Consider the following 20,963-nt stretch of genomic DNA (forward strand, 5'->3'; position numbering starts at 1 on the left):
TCTACTTTACCCTGCCTAGGGTACATTCCATTGTATACAAACCTGCTTGCACTTATGATCATAATTCTATAAAATACTACTTAGATGACGGTTACGATAAGAACAGTGAAGAGGAGTAGTAGGAAAGCAGTATTTGTCTTTAGAGAATTGACGGCTGGTGAAAGTCAATCAAATCTGCTTCTGAACTCGCCTCAGAGTTGCAGTTGCGTTGAGCTTCTGTCGCATGTCTGCGTTAAAGATATTAAGTGAGCGTATGAACAGCAAGTTACGCTAACAAGGGTGGTACCGCGGGAAACAAAAAATCTCTCGTCCCTTTCCAGGGATGAGGGTTTTTTGTTGATTTTAGAAAAATCTGAATTCTTGCAGTGGTCATTTTAGCAGATAAAGCCGTACATATTAAAGGAGGTTTTCACATTGAGTTTTCAGCATCTGGAAATTGAAAAGAAGTGGCAGGAATATTGGCTGACAAATAAAACATTCGCCACATCTGACTCGGAAAATAAACCAAAGTTTTATGCGCTGGATATGTTTCCATATCCATCAGGAGCAGGGCTTCATGTTGGGCATCCTGAGGGCTACACAGCAACGGATATTTTATCACGTATGAAACGTATGCAGGGGTATGATGTTCTTCATCCGATGGGATGGGATGCATTTGGTCTTCCAGCGGAACAGTATGCACTAGATACAGGAAATGATCCGAAGGCCTTTACAGAAGAAAACATCAATAATTTCCGCCGTCAAATTCAATCGCTAGGGTTTTCGTATGATTGGGATCGAGAAATCAACACGACAGATCCGAATTACTACAAATGGACACAGTGGATTTTCTTGAAATTGTACGAAAAAGGGTTGGCGTATATTGATGAAGTACCAGTGAACTGGTGCCCAGCTCTCGGCACTGTCCTTGCAAATGAAGAAGTCATTGATGGAAAAAGTGAACGAGGAGGGCATCCTGTTGAAAGGCGTCCAATGAAGCAATGGATGCTCAGAATTACGGCATATGCGGACAGGCTGTTAGAGGATTTAGAAGAGATTGATTGGCCTGAAAGCATCAAAGATATGCAACGTAACTGGATTGGACGTTCTGAAGGTGCGCATGTTCACTTTAAAGTAGAGGGACATGACGAGCAATTCACCGTTTTTACAACGCGTCCTGATACACTTTTTGGTGCAACGTATGCAGTTCTTGCACCAGAACATGCACTTGTTGAAAAAATTACATCAGCTGCTCAAAAAGAAGCAGTGGAAGCATATATCAAAGAGATTCAATCTAAGAGTGATTTAGAGCGGACAGATCTTGCTAAAACGAAAACGGGCATTTTCACAGGTGCGTATGCCATCAATCCTTTAAATGGTGAAAAGATGCAGATCTGGATTGCAGATTACGTATTAGCCACATATGGAACTGGAGCCATTATGGCTGTACCTGCTCATGATGAGCGTGACTATGAATTTGCCAAAACATTTGATCTTCCAATCAAAGAGGTTGTAGAAGGCGGAGACATTGAAAAAGAAGCTTATACAGGTGATGGAAAACACATAAACTCTGATTTCTTAAATGGCTTAGGGAAAGAAGAAGCGATTGAAAAAGCCATTGCATGGCTTGAAGAACATCAAAAAGGTGAAAAGAAAGTTACGTATCGTTTAAGAGATTGGCTTTTCAGCCGTCAGCGCTACTGGGGTGAGCCCATTCCAATTATTCATTGGGAAGACGGAACATCCTCAGCTGTATCAGAGGAAGACCTTCCACTGATTTTGCCTAGGACGACTGAAATTAAGCCAAGTGGAACAGGTGAATCACCTTTAGCCAATATGAAAGAATGGGTTGAGGTTGTAGATCCTGTCACAGGTAAAAAAGGACGCCGTGAAACCAATACAATGCCGCAATGGGCAGGCAGCTGCTGGTACTTCTTACGTTATATTGATCCACATAACACCGAAGAACTCGCATCTCCCGAAAAGCTAAAGAAATGGCTTCCGGTTGATGTGTATATTGGAGGAGCGGAACATGCGGTATTGCATCTTTTATATGCGCGCTTCTGGCATAAATTCTTGTATGATATCGGGGTTGTCCCAACAAAAGAACCTTTCATGAAATTGTTCAACCAAGGAATGATTCTTGGTGAAAATAATGAAAAAATGAGTAAATCAAAAGGGAACGTTGTCAATCCAGATGACATCGTAGAATCCTATGGTGCCGATACATTAAGACTTTATGAAATGTTCATGGGACCTTTAGATGCATCAATTGCTTGGTCTGAAACAGGACTTGAAGGTGCTCGTCGTTTTCTTGACCGTGTATGGCGTCTATTCACAAATGAAGATAGCTCAATCAGTGAAAAAGTAATAGAGCAATCAGGCGGTGCATTAGAGCGCAGCTATCATGAAACGGTGATGAAGGTCACGGATCATTATGAAAGTTTACGTTTCAACACAGGAATTTCACAGCTAATGGTGTTTATTAATGATGCCTATAAGGCTGATACATTGCCGAAAGAATATGCTGAAGGGTTTGTGAAACTCCTTTCTCCAATTGCACCGCATTTAGCGGAAGAGCTTTGGAATAAACTTGGTCATGAAGGATCGATTTCTTATGAAGCATGGCCACAATATGACGAGTCAAAGCTTGTCGACGATGAAGTAGAAATTGTCGTACAGCTGAATGGGAAAGTAAAAGCAAAATTAACTGTTCCTGCTGAGGCAACAAGAGAGCAGTTAGAGGAGATTGCGAAAAATGATGCACGAGTCAAAGAACAGCTTGAAGGGAAAACAATCCTCAAAGTGATTGCGGTCCCTGGGAAGCTTGTCAATATTGTTGCGAATTAAAGAACACACCCATCGGTATAAACCGGTGGGTGTTATTTATTTCCTGGGACATAATTTTGTCGAAAACAAGGTGATTCCTCCATCGATCTTGTATTTTAAAAGTTGACCAATGAGGAGTGACGTCAATGGAAAAGGAAAGCAAACGTGAACAACGCTTAGTCTTTTAGGAGAAATGGTTTCCGTTTTATCCTATTTGCTTATTTACCAGGAATCGCACTGTTTTTTAGTATTAGCATTCTCACAATGGCAATTCAAAAAGGTAGAGTTTGAAAGTGAGCAACTAGTAGATGTGAAAAAATGATCACGTTTTTCCTTCAATCTAAACGGGTGATTACTTCAACATGATGTGAATGATTTGCTATAATGGTGTCACCGTGAATAAAAGGAGAGATGAAAGTCGTGTCAGTAAAAGAAATCTCAATAGAAGAATTAAAACAAAAACTAAGGCAAGAAGAGGCCATTCAGCTCGTCGATGTGCGTGAGGATGAGGAGGTAGCAGAAGGCATGGTTCCAGAAGCAGTCCACATTCGAATGGGAGATATCCCTGAGAAACTGGATGCGTTTGACAAAACACAAGAATATTATATTATTTGCCGTTCTGGTAAACGTAGTGAAAATGTCTGCTATTACTTAGAAGACCAAGGCTATCAAGCGACCAATGTAATTGGTGGCATGCTTGCATGGACAGGAGAAACAAAACCGAAGCTGTAAATAGGAGTCCTTTCATCCATGAGATGGAAGGCTTTTTTTGTTCATATGCCCGTCTCTATGTGCATAAAGATAGAGTAGCAAGAGAAGGGAGAGTGGCATTTGTGCTAAAGGTAGCTGTATTTGATGAAGAACACGAAAAAGATTTACAGAGCGAAATCAATCTTTTTTTAAAAGGAATGGACGACGACCAAGTCATTGACATTAAGTACAATGTAGCAGTGATCTGTGAGCAAGGAGGAGAACAGCTTTACTGTTTTTCAGCGCTCATTTTATATAAAAAATAGACGGCATCTTTTTGACAAAGGGCTAAAAATAATCTTTATTTTAGCCCTTTGTCTTCTGTTCCGTGCGATAGAAAACCTTTGAAGACTAGGAAGACCGAGTAGATCATGACAATCTTAAATGGATATAAGAAAAAAGCCGTTCAGATAAGAAACGGCTCTTTCTATTATGCTTTTTTTACTCTTGGGCTTCGTGGTTTATTGATCTTATTTTTGCTTGTTTAATGGCCCTTCGTTCATCATTTAACGATTTATATAGTGATACGATCATCAAAATAATAACAACTGAGAATGGCAAAGCTGCGAGTTTTGCTGTGTTTTGCAAGGCTTCAAGCCCGCCTGAAAATAAAAGCACTGCAGCGACAGCTGATTGGATGATGCCCCAGCTGATCTTCACACTATTAGCAGGATTTAATGAGCCATAGGTTGTCTGCATCCCAAGAACGAATGTGGCTGAATCTGCTGATGTGATAAAGAATACAGCAATTAAGATAAGGGCCAGGATCGACGTAATCATGGCGAGTGGGTATTGATTTAATACACCAAACAGCATTGTTTCAGTCGACATACCAGCAATATCGACAATCTTTTTTTGTTGTAAGTCCATGGCAGATACACCGAAGATAGAGAACCATAGAAAAACGAGTATTGAAGGAGCTACTAAGACACCAATTAAAAACTCTCGAATGGTTCTTCCGCGCGATACCCTTGCAATAAAAATTCCGACAAAAGGGGACCAAGAGATCCACCATGCCCAATAGAAGATTGTCCATCCATTAATCCATTCTCTCTTTTCAGGGTCATTTGGGGATAATCTAAAGCTCATTTGCACAATATTTGATAAGTATTGTCCAATTGAATCTGTAAATGAATTTAATATATAAACAGTTGGTCCAACAAAAAGTAAAAACATTATGAGCAAAGCAGCAAAAATCATATTTGTAGTGCTTAAATATTTAATACCTTTACTAATTCCACTCCAAGAAGAGATAAGGAACAGAACCGTGACGATTGCAATAATGATGAGCTGAGTCAAGAAGTTATTTGGTATACCGAATAAATAACTTAACCCTCCATTAATTTGCGCAGCACCTAGTCCTAAACTAGTGGCTACACCAACTACTGTTGCAAACACGGCGATACAATCTATGGTTTTTCCGATCCATCCATGAATTCTATTTCCGAATAATGGGTATAAGGTTGAACTAATTAATCCAGGCGCATCTTTTCTAAATTTGAAGTATGCAATACAAAGTGCGACAATCGCATAAATGGCCCATGCATGAAGTCCCCAGTGGAAAAAGGTATAACGAAGGGAATCGCGGAAGGCTTGTGCGGTTTCAGTCTCGACTGTTGGTGATTGAATGGCAAAGTGACTGATCGGTTCAGCCGCTCCGTAAAAAACAAGGCCAATTCCCATACCAGCACTAAATAGCATCGCAAACCAAGAAAAAAGACCAAACTCAGGCTTTTCATCAGGCTTTCCTAACGTCATTTTTCCGATTGGACTAAAAATAAAGAATAGACAAAAGCCGACAAGCAGTGATACGACTAATAAATAATACCAGCCAAAGTCATTTGTAATGTAAGTTTGAATTTGATCTGTCATACTTTGCAGTGTTTCTGGAGAAAAGGCTCCCCATAGGACCGCTATAAATGTGATCGCAATCACAATCCAAAATACACTTGATACGTTTTTCACACCATCTCACTCTCCTGTTGCTCTACACTTTTAAGCAGAGGATTTTATTTAATATCCCCTATCTCATTATTTTTCAAACAAAAAAAGGCGAGTTTCTCACTCGACCTCTACTTTACCGTAACATGTTTCCTTACCATTTTTCAACCATCGGTGTGTGAGGACGTCTTTTCCTCAATCCGTTTACGAAGGCGGTATACATATTCTTTTAAGCAAACAGCGAAAATGGTAAAAGCCAAAACGATAGCCACTTTTAATGGGGTAATCGACAGCTTCATGAAAAAGGCAGCTGTCAAACTAATCACAACCGCAAGTACAATCGGAAGTGCACGTCTGATCATTGATATCTCTCCTTTGCTTCTAGTGCAGCATTCATGCCAGCAAGCCTGCCTGTCACAAGTGCTGACGTAATATTGTAGCCGCCAGTATAACCGTGAATGTCTAAAATTTCTCCGCAGAAATAAAGACCGGCCATTTTTTTAGACGCCATTTTTTTCGGTTCAATCTCTTTGACAGAGACTCCGCCTCCTGTGACAAACGCTTTGTCTAAGGAAAGTGTACCATTTGCATGAACGATAAAATGTTTACAATCATGGGCAAAAGCACGCAGTTTATCCTTGGCAAGACCAGAAAATGTGTCTTGTGGATCAATCTCGTTCCTTTCTAAAAGGAACAACAAATAGCGTTCTTGCATCCAAGGCTTCAGTACATTCTTAATTGACTTTTTCGGTGCGTCCTTTAGGTCACAGTGAAGCTTTTGGAATAGCTCCTCGTCATGAAACTTTGGATATAAATCAATTTGCAGGCGGACTGTCGGCTGCTTTTTCAGCTCTTTGACAACAAATCCGCTGCATCTAAGAACAGCTGGGCCTGATAAGCCAAAGTGAGTAAAGATCATATCCATGACATGTGTGACGACTGGTTTTCCCTTTTTGTTTAAAACACTCACAGCCACACTTCGTAAAGAGAGCCCTTGAAGCACTTTTTCTTTCATAAATGGCTCATCTGATGTGACCGGTACTTCTGTTGGGAAAAGCTCTGTAATCGTATGGCCAGCGGCTTCTGCCCAAGCATAGCCGTCACCAGTAGATCCAGTATGCGGCACACTTTTTCCACCAACAGCAATGACAACAGCCTTGCTTGAAATTTTTTCATCGTTATTTGTAACAATTCCTGCTGCTTGTCCGTCTTGATACAGAACGTTTTTAATCTTTTCATTCGTTCGAATGGTGACATTCAAAGTTCGGAGCCTGTCTAACAGGGCATTCACAACAGATTGTGCTTTGTTTGAGACAGGGAACATGCGTCCGTGGTCTTCTTCTTTCAGTTCAATGCCAAGGTTTTCAAAAAATGTAATGATATCCTCATTGTTGAACTCAGAAAATGCACTATATAAAAAACGGCCGTTTCCGGGAATATGTTGAATGATTTCTTCTACTGGAAGGCGATTGGTAACGTTACAGCGTCCACCGCCAGAAATGGCCAGCTTTCTGCCAAGTTTATTTCCTTTGTCAATTAAAAGAACAGATGCACCGTGCTCTGCTGATGCAATCGCGGCCATCAGCCCAGAAGGTCCACCGCCAATGACAATGACATCATAATGTTTCATGTTACATTCCTCTTTCTACTTCAGTCATTTCTCTATTATAACGAAGATTGGGGAAGGCTGAAATATGAATTGATTGGTTTTGTGACTTCTGTATGGGTTTTGTTACCTGTGCGATGAAATGATGTGGTAAAATAGTTAAGTTGAATATTCATTAGAAAAATGGTGGTTAAGCGCATGTCTAATAAACTGCTTCGTGGTACGTTGGTTTTAACGATAGGGACTTATCTCTCTCGTTTTCTTGGTATGATTTACTTAATTCCATTTAGCGCAATGGTTGGAGCTACTGGTGGTGCACTATTCCAATATGGATACAATCAGTATACGATCTTTTTAAGTATTGCTACGCTTGGTTTCCCAACAGCGGTATCAAAATTTGTCTCCAAATATAATGCAATTGGCGATTATCAGACAACAAGGAAAATGTTCAGAGCGGGTATGTCGGTCATGCTTGTCACCGGTATTATCGCCTTTTCTATTTTATATTTGACTGCGCCGATTTTTGCCAAGATTCAGCTTGGCGGATCAAATGAAACAGGCGGTTTGACTGTCGATCAAGTGGTATATGTGATTCGGATGGTGAGTTTAGGTCTTCTGGTTGTACCAATCATGAGTCTTGTGCGAGGGTTCTTCCAAGGGCACTCGATGATGGGGCCAACAGCTGTTTCTCAAGTCATCGAACAACTTGTCAGAATCATCTTCCTATTAACAGCGACGTTTATTATTTTAAAGGTGCTTGACGGCGGACTTGTCATTGCTGTCGGTTATGCAACTTTTGCAGCACTGATCGGGGCATTTGGCGGATTATTTACCCTTTATTTATATTGGCTGAAGCGGAAGGACCGTCTCCTTGCTATGCAGCCGAATACAGGCGCTTACTCTGATTTGTCTTATAAGCAAATGTTTACAGAGTTGTTTAGCTATGCAGCACCGTATGTGTTTGTTGGACTTGCAATTCCAATTTATTCATATATTGATACAAATACAATCAATAGAGCCATGATTGCATCAGGACATCAAGATATTAGTACAGCGGTACTTTCCATTGTGACGTTATATTTACCGAAGCTAGTGATGATTCCTGTGTCTCTTGCAACAGCTTTTGGCTTAACCTTGATTCCGACCATTACGGAATCATTTACAGCACGTAATGATAAACTGCTCAATCGGCAAATTGATCAAACAATGCAGGTTATGTTATTCTTCGTACTGCCTGCTTCATTTGGAATCTCTGCTCTGGCAGGACCAGTTTATTGGTTTTTCTACCCGTCTGTTCATCCTGAGATAGGGATTTCTATTTTGTTCTGGTATGCACCTGTTGCGTTATTGTTTTCTTTATTCACCATTAACGCAGCGATTTTGCAAGGGATTAACAAACAAAAATTCGCTATCGTCAGTCTTTTGTTAGGGATTTTGATTAAAACAGTCTTGAATATCCCGCTGATTAGCTGGCTGCAAGGAAATGGTTCTGTGCTTGCAACTGCACTAGGCTACAGTGCGTCGATCTTGTATATGTTTATCATGATTAAGCGTCATGCAGGCTATTCATTCCACAGGATTTTCAAACGTTTTATTCTCATTAGTATTTTAACGGCGATCATGGCTGTTGCGGCTTATGTGACATGTCAGCTTGTGAGTCAATTGATTTCTTATGAAGACGGAATTGTACAAGCTGGTATCGTCATCTTGATTTCAATGATCACTGGAGGCGGTGTGTATATGTTCTTTTCTTACAAGATTGGATTACTAGAGCGTATACTTGGCAGCCGTATGCCAACATTTTTAAGAAAAAAGAGTTAAGAAGAGGTGGATATTCATGAGGCTTGATAAATTGCTTGCCAATAGCGGCTTTGGTTCAAGAAAAGATGTGAAGAAGCTGGTCAAGGCTCGAGCTGTCACAGTGAATGGAGAAGTGGCGAAGCAGGTGAAAGATCATGTCGATCCATTGAATGATGAAGTACTCGTACACGGAGAGCGTGTTGAGTATAAAGAGTTTATTTATTTAATGATGAACAAACCAGATGGCGTTATTTCAGCAACAGAGGATTTGCGAGATGAAACGGTTGTCGATTTACTTGAGCCGGAGGATATTGCAAGGGGGCCATTCCCTGTGGGGAGACTTGATAAGGATACAGTTGGTCTTCTTCTCCTCACAAATGATGGGCAGCTCGCTTATCAATTACTTTCTCCGAAAAAGCATGTCCCGAAGACGTACGAAGTTCATCTGACATACCCTTTAAGAGATCAAGACATCAAGCGTCTTGAGCAGGGGGTTGTCATTTTAGATGACTACCATACGAAGCCGGCAAAGATTGAAGTAGATGCCAATCAAGAGGCGGATACACGCATCCGTTTAACGATTACTGAAGGGAAATACCATCAAGTGAAGCTGATGGTGCAAGCGGTAGGGAATGAAGTGATCTTTTTAAAGCGTTTGTCAATGGGATCTGTCTCATTAGATGAAGATTTAGCGCCCGGGGAGTATCGTGAATTGACGGAAGAAGAATTAGATAGCTTAATCAATCGAGAATAGACAAAGAACCGGCATATTGCCGGTTCTTTATGTTATATGGACAATTCATTATAAGCTTAAGATGATATTTTCACTTTTTTTCTCGTTGTTTCCCATTTGCCTCTGCTTGGACTATGAACAAGATCGTTATAGGCAAGCACGTTTAAGTCTCTTTGAATGGTTCTAGGTGTGATCCCGAATTCATCAACCAGCTCTTGTGTCGTCACAAGACCTTTCTCTTGAATGAACATATAAACTGATTTAATTCGAGTCATCATACGGTTTGTTGAAGGTTTCAAAAAACCACTCCCTATCAATAAGATCGGATGGACTTGACTAACCACAACTTACTACACTAAAACTGCGAAATAAGGACATGCAACAATGGTAAATGTTCGTGTTTTTTAATGTTTTATTTTATTATACACATTATTATGCATGGAGTTCCACCAAAAAGTCAAATTTACGTGTTTTTTAACTGGTCTTCATGAAATAAAATATATTTATATCATGATTTGAATCCTGTTAAACCCAATAAACATAAGGGGTATGGAGAAGTCTGTCATTTTAGAAAAAACAAAAAATAAACACAGGAAATTTACAAAATGCTCTTTTGAAATGTGCCTTTAAAAATAAGATGGCAAAGATGAGAACAAGACTATGCACTTATGTCCATTTCTCTTTTGCTCATTTCACAAGTGGATATGAAATAAATCCAAGCTTTACAAGATTCTCTGGGGAGTAGCCATGATGCCAGACTGTCTGAGACCGATGAACGCAATGAAAAGTCCAATCCCTGCTGTCATTCCGTACTTTAAATTATCTGGAATGGCTTCGATCAGTTGTTTTCTAAGGGATGTTAACGATAAAATAATAAAGAGTAAACCAGTGACAAATACCGCACTGAACGCCGTTTGGTAGCTGATGCTGCCGTCACCGAAAACTGTGACGGTGAAATAGACATTTAGCCCCATGCTTGGTGCAATGGCAATCGGATAGTTGGAAATAGTGCCATCCAGAGCGTACCGACGACAGTAGCAATAATTGTGGCAGTAAAGACTTGGTCAAAAGGAATGCCTCCTTTTGAAAGGATTCCTAGCTTGACGGCTACAATATATACCATAGTAAAGAATGTTGTCATTCCAGCGAGGGTGGATTGCAACCTTTTTTTGAAGGAGGAATGGAAAATGAATTGGGAAGCTGAAGTCATACGAAAAAAAGAAGACTTGATCAATGATACACGATCTTTTTTACAAATTGAAAGTGTTCTTGATGAAGAAGGTGGAAAAGAAGGGAAGCCATTCGGTGAAAAAGTGGATGAGGCCCTTCAGTACATGCTGAAAAAAGGGAAAAACGAAGGCTTTATTGTGAAGAATGTCGATGGTTATGCAGGACATATTGAATATGGACAAGGCGAAGACATTGTAGGGGTGCTATGCCATGTGGACGTGGTGCCTGCTGGTGACGGCTGGACAACCCCGCCATTTTCAGCAGACATGAGAGAAAATAAAATTTTTGCAAGAGGGGCCATTGATGATAAAGGGCCAACCATAGCGGCTTTCTATGCGCTTAAGATGTTAAAAGATGCAGATATTCAGTTATCAAAAAAGATTCGAATGATTATCGGAACTGATGAAGAAAGTGATTGGCGCTGTGTGGATCATTATTTTAAGCATGAGGCGATGCCGAACATTGGCTTTGCGCCTGATGCAGATTTCCCCATTATTCATGCTGAAAAAGGGATCATCGATGCCATCGTTTCATTTACATATCAACAATCAGAAGAAAATAAGCGCTATACACTCAAGCAGTTTTCATCAGGTATGAGGCTCAATATGGTGCCAGATGAGGCCGCAGCTATTGTGACAACGGCACAGGAATATGATGCTGAAGCGTTGAAAACGGCTTTTGAAGCTTATCTCACTGAAAATCAATTATCTGGTGAGACAAAGAAAATAGCGGGTGAACTGCGTTTCACATTAAATGGTGTATCAGTACATGCGATGGAGCCGGCGTATGGCATTAATGCGGGCATTCATATGGCAAATTTCTTATGTGAGCATGAATTAGATGAACAAGGGCTTGCCTTTACATCACAAATAAACGCTTTATTTGATCAAGATACAAGAGGACAAAAGCTGGGAATTGCTTACCAGGATGACATAAGCGGGGACCTGACCCTCAATGTTGGCACCATCCGCTATACGCAAAATGAGGAAGCCAAACTTGGGATAAATGTCCGTTATCCAGTGACAGCAGACGGCAAGGACGTAAGAAAGGGGATTGAAAGCATCAAAGGGGCATCCCTTGAGAAATTTGACGACAGCCCTCCGCATCATGTCTCAAAAGATCATCCACTTGTGAAAACATTACAGCGGGTATATGAGGAACAAACTGGAGATCCAGCCTCCCTTATTGCTATTGGAGGAGGAACGTATGCGAGATCTTTAGAAGCAGGAGTAGCCTTTGGCCCTCTATTCCCTGGCAGACCAGATTGTGCGCATCAAAAGGATGAATATATCGAAATCGATGACTTACTGAGAGCAACAGCTCTATATGCACAAGCCATGTATGAATTAGCAAAATAGAAATAGGTAAGGAGAAGGGGAAATCACAGTGAAAAAATGATCTTATGCTCATCATTCAAAGACAGCTATTCTCCTAGTATCGCTTTATTTGAAATACGTACGAAAGAAACCTCACGTTATCACGCAATCAAACAATTTACACTAAATGATTCTAGAAGTTGGAGTGAGCAGCAGATGGCGCAAATGATCAAAATTCAAGATTATATATCACGATATGAACAAGATCCCCATCATTACATCAATCAGTTTATTCGATTGAAAAATCAAAGATGGGATGAGTTAAAAAAGGCTTCCAAAGAACAGGCGCAACAGCAGCTTGACCAAACCCTTGAACAAGCTGAACAAAAGGAAGAAAAGAGAAAGAAATTCTCCTTAAAGAGAAAGCAAAAAGAAGCCGATATGAAAAAGGAACGGGACCTAAGTCTTTTTAACGAGCCAACAGATATAGAGCAAGGAGTCTTTAGAAACATCCCTACCGATGAAACGAAGCTGATTCACTTTTTTAAAGATCATCTCTACGATGTTCAATTAAAGTGGGCCAGCTCGACGATATCACACATTTCAACCGTTTCCCATCACATTCGATATGATGAAAAGCTGCGTATCCTTGCAAGACAGCTTCCGGATTCTTATTTTGTGATGTACAAGCCGGTGCTGCTCATTCAAAAAGCTGAGATGGAATTGTGTTCAGTGATCATTACGCCGCTGGAAGTGATCTGTTTATCCTTCTTAGAGGCAGAGCCAGACAGCGTATTTATCGGATCAAAGGAACGTTTTTGGGAAAAGCGGGCGACAGGAAAAGCTGTCCAGTCCATCTTAAATCCTTGTACAAGCCTTCTACGCTCAGGAACCGTGGTGTCAAAGATTTTACAGCAAAGTGGTGTAGAACTTCCTGTGAAAAAAATCCTCATCAGCCGCACCTCTTATATTGACTTACCTGAAGTTCCATACGGGATGGAGGTTGTGGATAAGAAGAAGGCTGAGGAATGGTTTAAAAAGCAGCGGAAAAATACGGCGCCGACAAAGCACCAGCAATTTAAGGCGACAAAAGCATTGCTTGCTTATGGTGAATCAGACAGCAAAAGAAGGCAGGAATGGCTCGATTAAAGGCATAATGGAAGGTCACCGTAAATGAGACTTGAGTGGAGCTAACTTATGAATGAATGGTACTTTATCGTCAACCCAGCAGCAGGACATGGAAAAGGACTCAGTACTTGGAGGAGCATAGAGAAAGAATTACAAAGGGTGGAGATTTCATACCGATCGTTTCTTACCCTGCACGAAGGTCATGCAGAGGTCTTGGCGAGACAGATTAGCGCCATGCAAGATGATAGGCTGAAGCGTCTGATCGTCATTGGAGGTGACGGCACCATTCATGAAGTACTGAATGGCTTAAAAGAAATCGATCATGTGCAGCTAAGCTTTGTTCCAGCTGGTCATTGGAATGACGCAGCGAAGGGGCTTGGTATCCAGCGTCATGATGTGATAAAAGAAGTCAGAAAGCAAAAGAGAATGCTCACCAAAACATTTTCTCTCGGTTCATTTCAAGATCATGCGGAAAGCCCGCTATCTGTTCTTTTTCTCAATCATATTGGTGTTGGGTTTGACGCACATGTTCTGAGGAAAACGGTTCATTTCAGAGGGAAAAAGTGGCTGAAACGACTCAAGCTGGGGTTTATCATTTACCCGCTGTCATTTCTTCATTCTTTATGGTCATTCAAGCCGTTTGACCTTGCTCTTTTTATTGAAGATGAGAGGAAAGTCTTTCGCCAAGTGTGGTTTGTGATGGTATGCAATCACCCGTATTATGGCGGAGGGCTAAAAGCAGCGCCAGAAGCGAGCGCAAGGCAGCCAGGCTTTCAAACAATCGTTGTTACGGATTTGAATCCATTCAAAGTCATCTTGTTTCTTAGTGCGATGGTTTTTGGAAAGCACCTCGCAATGGAGGGAGTCACCCTTTTTCAGCATGAGGAAGCGTACTTAGAGGCAGATGAGAAAATCTTATTTCACGCAGATGGTGAAGTGATAGGCGCAACCCCTGTCTTTGTAAAGGCGAGTGAACGATCCTTAAAATTACGTGCTTAAACAACTGCCGGTGTATGCGCCAGCAAAAGAACCATGAAAAAAGCCTTTCTTTTCATAAGGTTCTTGTCCTGATTTTTTAGTTTTGCTTGACGAGTATAAGAAGGTAGCGATAAAATCTATAGGACGGCTATTGTTTAGCATCTCATTCTCAATAGCTGTCCTTTTTGTTTTTATGATCATATAAATAAAAAAGAAACAGCCAATTGATCGTCAATCGGCTGAATTTTGTCGACTAAAAAAGCACGTTTTAAAATATTTTAAGAAATGATGGGTTGAAAATTGATATGAACTGGATGGGACAAATATTAGGTAGCGAATGGCACATCTCTCCTGCTGGAGGCGCTACGGGAGATGCTTACTTCGCTACACACAATGACCAAAAGCTATTTCTAAAACGCAATACGTCACCGTTTCTTGCGGTTTTGTCAGCTGAAGGCATTGTGCCGAAGCTTGTCTGGACAAAACGGATGGAAAATGGGGATGTTATTACTGCGCAGCACTGGCTAAGCGGCAGAGAGCTGAAGCCAAAGGACATGAATGATCGTTCGGTTGCGGAGCAGCTAAGAAAAATTCATACATCTAAAGAATTGCTCGATATGCTGAAACGGTTAGAAAAGCACTCGCTTGACCCAGAATCCATTCTGATGCATCTTAAGCAGTCTATCTTAAAAGAGCAGATTGATTCATATGACATCACGCGTGCCATCCCGTATTTAGAGAAGCATGTGGAGGCCGTCCATTTTGAGGATAAGGTCGTGTGCCATTGTGATCTCAATCATAATAACTGGCTGCTCACAGATGAAAATCAGCTCTATTTAATAGATTGGGATGGGGCAATGATTGCGGACCCAGCGATCGACCTTGGACCGCTTTTATATCATTATGTTGAAGAAAAGAATTGGGGAAGCTGGCTCTCTATGTATGGCGCCCCGCTGACAGATAATTTGCGAAAGCGCATGGCGTGGTATGTGTTAGCAGAAACGGTATCCTTTGTCGTTTGGCATAAAAGAAAAGGGAATGTACAGGCGCAAAAAGAAGTACAAGCTGAGCTTAGCGTACTTTTAAAACGGTTAAACATCCATTAAGACAGGGGAATGTTCTCAACCCACTCAAACAGATGAGATTGGTGTTCTTGGATATGCGTATCAATCGAACTGACAGAGGTGCCTTTTTGGCTATAAACATAAATATCTGTTAAGAGCTGACGAATATCAGTATCAAGATCTTCCTTTGCCAGCATTAATTGAATCACGCGTTCCACCTGTTCATATTCTGCAACAGTACCACAGCAATCAAGCTTGTGATCGGTTAAAATATCTTTGATTAATTGAAGCTGATGTTGGCGGTTTAATCCCATACGTATGCTCCTTTTTCAATGTCATTTATGTGGTTAAAATGTGCATTCAACGTTGATTTTATACATGCAGCAGACCAGCTCAAGAAGAGACTGGTCTTTTTGATATGTGCATATCAGATGCTGTCTTGCGGGTCTTTATGTTTCATGGTATCTTGATAAAATGTAAAAAAAATAGAGGTGTATCAAATTGAGGATGCGACATAAACCATGGGCTGATGATTACTTAGCTGAAAATGCTCATATTGCTTTAGAAAATCCTGAGCAGTATCAAGGGAAATGGCATGAGCTGTTTGGAAATGATCAGCCAATCCATATCGAAGTCGGGACAGGAAAAGGAAGCTTTCTTACTGGAATGGGAAAGCTTCATCCTGACATCAACTATATTGGCATTGAATTATTTAAAAGTGTCATTGTGACAGCAGTAGACAAAATCAAAGAAACAGATGTGCAAAACGTGAAGCTTTTGAACATAAATGCAGAGACACTGACAGATGTGTTTGCGGAAAATGAGATTGACCGGGTGTACTTGAACTTCTCGGATCCGTGGCCAAAATCAAGACATGAAAAACGCCGATTGACCTTTAAAGCCTTTTTAGAGCGATATGAGCAGATTCTTCGATCAGGAGGAGAATTACATTTCAAAACAGATAACCGTGGGCTATTTGAATATTCCTTAAAGAGCTTTTCTTCTTACGGACTCCTTTTAACGTATGTGAGCCTTGATTTACATGAGGATGGTTTAGAAGGGAATGTAATGACAGAATATGAAGAGAAATTCTCTTCTATGGGACAACCCATCTATCGATCAGAAGTGAAATTCCCATAATAACAAGTGAAAAAAAGCTGGCTGTAATGAACGATTGCGGTCAGCTTTTTTTGATGAAAAGTTCCAGTGGATTGGGGCATGCGCTTTTCGGCTGTATTTGCTACGATAGAAAAAGGAGGGATGACAGCAATGGAGACAATGAAAATAGGCGACATGGAACTGTTCTGGTTAAACGGGGGAGATACTCACATGGATGGAGGTGCGATGTTCGGTGTGGTGCCAAAGCCGTTATGGTCAAAAAAATACCCTGTGAACGAACGCAATCAAATTGAATTACGGTGTGATCCGATTCTCATTCGACGGAAAGGTCTTCATCTATTAGTGGATTCGGGCATCGGATCAGGGAAGCTGACAGATAAACAAAAACGCAATTATGGCGTGACAGAGGAGACAAACATTGAAGAATCGCTTTCAGCTCTCGGTCTACGTCCATCAGATATTGATTATGTATTAATGACACACCTACACTTCGATCATGCAAGTGGGTTAACAAAACGTGAGGGTGATCAGCTCGTGTCCGTTTTTGAGCAAGCAAAAATCATCACATCAAAAACAGAATGGGATGAAATGAGAGAGCCGAACATTCGTTCAAGAAATACATATTGGAAAGAAAACTGGGAGCCTGTAGTAGATCAAGTGGTCACATTTGAAGAAAGCATCGAAGTGACAAAAGGAATTCATCTGTATCATACAGGCGGTCATAGCAATGGGCATAGCATCTTAACGCTTACAAGTCAGGGCGAAACAGCGATTCATTTAGCAGATATCATGCCGACACACGCTCATAAAAATCCACTTTGGGTTCTGGCATATGATGATTACCCAATGACCTCAATACCAGCCAAGCAAATGTGGCAAGCATACGCAGAAGAAAAAAATGCGTGGTACTTGTTTTATCATGACGCCATTTACCGAGCTGTGAAGTGGGATCAAGAAGGGCAAATGACACATGAAGTCAAAAGAGAAGCAGGTAGATAAAAGATCATCTGTATGTTTTTTCACCTTTCATACAAAATAGACAATATGAACTTGTGAAAGGAAGAGTGCAGGTGAACCAATTTTATCGTGTACATGATGATGTCATTGAAACACCATTAAGAGGGATGGAAATCATGTCTGTCCCTTATTTAAATAAAGGAGTTGCATTTACAAAGGAGGAGCGGGAAGAGCTTGGTTTAAAAGGATTTCTCCCCCCTAAGGTCTTAACTTTAGAAGACCAGGCAAAGCGTGCATACGAGCAGTTTAAAGCACAGCCAGATGCACTTGGGAAAAATGTCTATTTAACAGCGCTTCATGACAGAAACGAAGTACTCTTTTACAAATTATTGAATGAGCATTTGGCTGAAATGCTTCCGATCGTATATACCCCAACCGTAGGAACGGCGATTCAGCGTTATAGCCATGAGTATAGAAAACCGAGAGGACTTTATTTATCTATTGATGACCTAGAAGGCATGGAAGAGATTTTCGCATCCTACGGTGTTGATGAATCCATTGATTTAATCGTTGCGACGGATGCAGAAGGTATTTTAGGCATCGGAGACTGGGGCGTTGGTGGAATAGCCATTTCAGTCGGGAAATTGGTTGTTTATACGGCGGCAGCAGGCATTGATCCTAGCCGCGTGCTGGCAGTTGTACTTGATGCTGGGACAAATCAAGAAAGCCTTCTAAATGATCCGCTTTATGTGGGAAATCAGCATTCTCGCGTTCGAGGAGAACGTTATGATCAGTTCATTGATCAATATGTAGAACTTGCCCGTGCCACCTTTCCAAATGCGCTTCTTCACTGGGAAGACTTTGGCACAAAGAATGCCCGTGCGATCTTAGAAAAATATAAGGACCACATTTGTACATTTAATGACGATATTCAAGGAACTGGAGCGGTTTCACTTGCTGCGGTTCTATCATGTGCAAAAGCATCGAAGGTTCCACTTAAGGACCACCGAATTGTCATCTTTGGAGCGGGTACGGCAGGTATTGGGATTGCTGAGCAAATTCGTGATGCCATTGTAAGAGATGGGGTTAAAGAAGAGGAATCATATGACCACTTCTGGTGTATTGATAAAACTGGATTGCTTACAGATGATTCGCCTGAAATTCAACCATTCCAAAAGCCGTATGCGAGACATTCTGAGGAAGTAAAGGAGTATGCCCGTAATGGTCCAAAACACTCCATTGATCTATTAGAGGTTGTCAAACAAGCGAAAGCAACCATCTTAATTGGCACCTCGACGGTAGGAGGGGCATTTACAGAGGACATTGTGAAAGAAATGGCGTCACACGTCGAGCGCCCAGCGATATTACCGATGTCTAATCCGACGCCTCTTTCAGAAGCAAAGCCGAATGATCTCATCGAGTGGACAGAAGGACGTGCCCTTGTGACAACGGGAAGCCCGTTTAATCCTGTGGAATATAAAGGAGTTACATATGAAATTGGGCAGGCTAATAATGCTCTTGTTTTTCCGGGGCTTGGTCTTGGAACCATTGTGTCTAAAGCCCGCCTGATGACGGATAGCATGTTTGTTGCGAGTGCTGAAGCCATTGCCAGCATGGTCAATGTCGGAAAACCGGGTGCGGCGATGCTGCCGAGTGTCGATCAGCTTCGAACGGTTTCAGCGACAGTGGCTGTCCGTGTGGCGCAAGCCGCGATTGCCGAAGGGGTTGCCGAAGAAACGCCTGATGATCTCATACAGGCTGTGCAAGACGCTATGTGGCACCCTGTGTACAAAAAAATCAAAGCCATATAAAAAAAAAGAAGCTTCGCAGAGGAACATGTCCTTGCGAAGCTTTCTTGATCAAGCAACAGAATCAATGACATCAACGATCATGCCTGTTTTTGCATCAATCATGACTTCGTACTGTTCAAGCTCGCCAAAGGCAGAGCGGGTAATGCCAGATTTGTACACATCAATCGTTTCACCATTTACGGTATACGGTTCTGGTACAGTATAAATCCAAGAGCCATCAATTGGGCCGCGCTGTTTAAAAGCAGATTTCACAATTTTTAACGCTTTTTCAGACGAGATATACGTAGGGAAAAATACTTTCTTTGCAACAATTGCAGCGGCTACGCCAATACTCGCACCAATCAGAACATGTTTTAACTTCAACGTGCTGCACCTCCGTATTGTTGTTTTTTCCATTATACAAAACTTGTCCAATGATGTTAAGAAATCCGAATACTTGAAAGCATATTCAAAATTTCCGGAGAGATACTTGGAAAACCGAAAGAATTCTTATAGTATAAAGTGAGTGTTATGTTTATAGGAATATATATGGTCATTACATAGAAACGAGGTAAACTGTAGAATGAACGAAGAAACATTATCGCTTTTCCGAAATTTAACAGAATTGCAGGGAACACCAGGTAATGAGCACCATGTGCGTGCTTTTATGAAAAAGGAACTTGAGAAATATTCCGATGAACTCATTCAGGATCGTCTTGGCGGTGTGTTTGGCGTGCGGAAAGATCCAAAAAATGGGCCAAAAATCATGGTGGCTGGTCATATGGATGAAGTGGGTTTCATGGTCTCGTCAATTACCAAAAACGGGATGATTCGTTTTCAAACACTTGGTGGCTGGTGGAGTCAAGTGATGCTGGCGCAGCGTGTTGATGTTCATACCGATCATGGGCCAATTCCTGGTGTCGTGTCCAGTACCCCTCCTCACCTTCTGACATCAGAACAAAAAAACAGACCTGTAAAGCCGTCAGATATGCTCATTGACATTGGTGCTGATAGCGAAGAAGAGGCAAAGGAGCTTGGCATTCGCCCAGGACAGCAAATTGTCCCTGCAACAGTCTTCACTCCAATGGCCAATCCGAAAAAGATTTTAGCGAAGGCTTGGGATAACCGCTATGGCTGCGGACTTGCGATTGAATTATTAAAAGAGTTGAAAGACGAAACACTCTCCTGTCAGCTATATTCAGGCGCAACGGTTCAGGAGGAAGTAGGGCTAAGAGGTGCAGAAGTAGCAGCAAATATGATTCAGCCGGATCTATTCTTTGCTTTAGATGCGAGTCCTGCAAATGATGTGACAGGTGATAAAACACAATTCGGCCAGCTTGGGAAAGGTGCACTTCTTCGTATTTTTGATCGAACGATGATTACGCACCGGGGCATGAGAGACTTTGTGCTCGATACTGCTGAAACAAACAACATTCCATACCAATACTTTGTATCGCCAGGTGGTACTGATGCTGGGAGTGTTCATATTTCTAACCAAGGTGTACCGTCTGCTGTCATTGGTGTTTGCGCGCGCTATATTCATACAAGTCATTCTATCTTGCATGTGGATGATTATGCAGCTGCAAAAGAATTGATTGTCCGCCTTGTCAAAAGCTGTGATCAAAGCACTGTGGAGTCCATTTTTCAACAGGTGTAAACGTAATAGAAAAGGGTGCCCCCTCAATGCGGGCAGCCTTCAGCGTGTAGACAAACCCTCGATTTCGTCCGCAGTCCTGCGCTTCG

18 protein-coding genes, 2 pseudogenes and 1 other annotated feature are annotated in these 20,963 nt (G+C 41.4%); of the genes and pseudogenes, 13 read left to right on the top strand and 7 right to left on the bottom strand.

Translation table 11 applies throughout. From position 1 onward, the window contains the following. Nucleotides 1-96 precede the first annotated feature (96 nt). Nucleotides 97-317 (top strand) — a binding site (T-box leader). A gap of 97 nt (nt 318-414) precedes the next feature. The 3 genes from leuS (at nt 415) to WAX46_RS01620 (ending at nt 3,824) form a co-directional block, all read left to right on the top strand. Next, on the top strand, nt 415-2,829 hold the full coding sequence (gene leuS, locus WAX46_RS01610) for a leucine--tRNA ligase (RefSeq protein ID WP_336493256.1): 2,415 nt from the start codon (nt 415-417) through the stop codon (nt 2,827-2,829). A 399-nt stretch (nt 2,830-3,228) separates the two neighbouring features. Next, a complete protein-coding gene (locus WAX46_RS01615) occupies nt 3,229-3,540 on the top strand; it encodes a rhodanese-like domain-containing protein (RefSeq protein ID WP_226566545.1) in 312 nt (103 codons plus the stop codon). Nucleotides 3,541-3,641: 101 nt separating this feature from the next. After that, on the top strand, nt 3,642-3,824 hold the full coding sequence (locus WAX46_RS01620; RefSeq protein WP_226566547.1) for a sporulation protein Cse60: 183 nt from the start codon (nt 3,642-3,644) through the stop codon (nt 3,822-3,824). Between the two features lie 164 nt (nt 3,825-3,988). Here WAX46_RS01620 and opuD read toward each other — a convergent pair. The 3 genes and pseudogenes from opuD to WAX46_RS01635 form a co-directional block, all read right to left on the bottom strand. Next, nucleotides 3,989-5,523, bottom strand: a pseudogene (gene opuD / locus WAX46_RS01625) (glycine betaine transporter OpuD). 140 nt (nt 5,524-5,663) lie between these two features. After that, complete coding sequence (locus tag WAX46_RS01630; RefSeq protein WP_226566544.1) at nt 5,664-5,861, bottom strand: hypothetical protein; 198 nt, start codon at nt 5,859-5,861, stop codon at nt 5,664-5,666. Further along, nucleotides 5,858-7,129: an NAD(P)/FAD-dependent oxidoreductase gene (locus WAX46_RS01635; RefSeq protein WP_336493257.1), complete on the bottom strand. Its 1,272-nt coding sequence runs from the start codon at nt 7,127-7,129 to the stop codon at nt 5,858-5,860. The genes WAX46_RS01630 and WAX46_RS01635 overlap by 4 nt, the downstream gene beginning before the upstream one ends. Before the next feature lie 174 nt (nt 7,130-7,303). On the opposite strand from WAX46_RS01635, the gene WAX46_RS01640 reads away from it, so the two are divergent. Next, nucleotides 7,304-8,926: a putative polysaccharide biosynthesis protein gene (locus WAX46_RS01640; RefSeq protein ID WP_336493258.1), complete on the top strand. Its 1,623-nt coding sequence runs from the start codon at nt 7,304-7,306 to the stop codon at nt 8,924-8,926. Between the two features lie 16 nt (nt 8,927-8,942). Then, entirely contained in the window at nt 8,943-9,659 is a 717-nt protein-coding gene (locus tag WAX46_RS01645; RefSeq protein ID WP_226566541.1) for a pseudouridine synthase, read from the top strand. 56 nt (nt 9,660-9,715) lie between these two features. Here WAX46_RS01645 and WAX46_RS01650 read toward each other — a convergent pair whose 3' ends face one another. Both WAX46_RS01650 and WAX46_RS01655 read right to left on the bottom strand, forming a co-directional pair. Further along, complete coding sequence (locus WAX46_RS01650) at nt 9,716-9,937, bottom strand: DeoR family transcriptional regulator (RefSeq protein WP_008356419.1); 222 nt, start codon at nt 9,935-9,937, stop codon at nt 9,716-9,718. Between the two features lie 400 nt (nt 9,938-10,337). Next, nucleotides 10,338-10,779, bottom strand: a pseudogene (locus WAX46_RS01655) (solute carrier family 23 protein); the annotation flags it as partial. A gap of 46 nt (nt 10,780-10,825) precedes the next feature. Here WAX46_RS01655 and pepV point away from each other — a divergent pair. The 4 genes from pepV (at nt 10,826) to WAX46_RS01675 (ending at nt 15,396) form a co-directional block, all read left to right on the top strand. Next, entirely contained in the window at nt 10,826-12,226 is a 1,401-nt protein-coding gene (gene pepV, locus WAX46_RS01660) for a dipeptidase PepV (RefSeq protein WP_336493259.1), read from the top strand. Between the two features lie 174 nt (nt 12,227-12,400). Beyond that, a complete protein-coding gene (locus WAX46_RS01665) occupies nt 12,401-13,333 on the top strand; it encodes a hypothetical protein (RefSeq protein ID WP_336493260.1) in 933 nt (310 codons plus the stop codon). A gap of 48 nt (nt 13,334-13,381) precedes the next feature. Next, on the top strand, nt 13,382-14,311 hold the full coding sequence (locus tag WAX46_RS01670; RefSeq protein ID WP_336493261.1) for a YegS/Rv2252/BmrU family lipid kinase: 930 nt from the start codon (nt 13,382-13,384) through the stop codon (nt 14,309-14,311). A 272-nt stretch (nt 14,312-14,583) separates the two neighbouring features. Next, entirely contained in the window at nt 14,584-15,396 is an 813-nt protein-coding gene (locus tag WAX46_RS01675; protein ID WP_226566537.1) for a phosphotransferase family protein, read from the top strand. On the opposite strand, the gene WAX46_RS01680 is transcribed toward WAX46_RS01675, so the two are convergent. Beyond that, nucleotides 15,393-15,668 (bottom strand): YtzH-like family protein, encoded by a 276-nt coding sequence (locus WAX46_RS01680; protein WP_336493262.1) that lies wholly within the window; start codon nt 15,666-15,668, stop codon nt 15,393-15,395. The two genes, WAX46_RS01675 and WAX46_RS01680, sit on opposite strands and share 4 nt — an antisense overlap. 187 nt (nt 15,669-15,855) lie before the next feature. Here WAX46_RS01680 and trmB point away from each other — a divergent pair, with 187 nt between their 5' ends. The 3 genes from trmB to WAX46_RS01695 all read left to right on the top strand — a co-directional run bounded on the left by trmB (nt 15,856) and on the right by WAX46_RS01695 (nt 19,241). Continuing rightward, the gene (gene trmB, locus WAX46_RS01685) at nt 15,856-16,494 is read left to right on the top strand and encodes a tRNA (guanosine(46)-N7)-methyltransferase TrmB (RefSeq protein WP_226566535.1); all 639 of its coding nucleotides are present in this window, start codon (nt 15,856-15,858) and stop codon (nt 16,492-16,494) included. Nucleotides 16,495-16,623: 129 nt separating this feature from the next. Beyond that, nucleotides 16,624-17,472, top strand: a complete 849-nt coding sequence (locus tag WAX46_RS01690) for a YtnP family quorum-quenching lactonase (RefSeq protein ID WP_226566534.1) — start codon at nt 16,624-16,626, stop codon at nt 17,470-17,472. 71 nt (nt 17,473-17,543) lie between these two features. Beyond that, complete coding sequence (locus WAX46_RS01695) at nt 17,544-19,241, top strand: NAD-dependent malic enzyme (protein WP_336493263.1); 1,698 nt, start codon at nt 17,544-17,546, stop codon at nt 19,239-19,241. 48 nt (nt 19,242-19,289) lie between these two features. Here WAX46_RS01695 and WAX46_RS01700 read toward each other — a convergent pair whose 3' ends face one another. After that, nucleotides 19,290-19,604: a PepSY domain-containing protein gene (locus WAX46_RS01700; protein WP_003217759.1), complete on the bottom strand. Its 315-nt coding sequence runs from the start codon at nt 19,602-19,604 to the stop codon at nt 19,290-19,292. Nucleotides 19,605-19,803: 199 nt separating this feature from the next. On the opposite strand from WAX46_RS01700, the gene WAX46_RS01705 reads away from it, so the two are divergent. After that, nucleotides 19,804-20,877 (top strand): M42 family metallopeptidase, encoded by a 1,074-nt coding sequence (locus tag WAX46_RS01705; RefSeq protein ID WP_336493264.1) that lies wholly within the window; start codon nt 19,804-19,806, stop codon nt 20,875-20,877. The last annotated feature ends 86 nt before the right edge of the window (nt 20,878-20,963 follow it).

The sequence above is a fragment of the Bacillus sp. FJAT-53060 genome (assembly GCF_037104745.1).
GTDB lineage: Bacteria > Bacillota > Bacilli > Bacillales > Bacillaceae > Bacillus > Bacillus stratosphericus_B.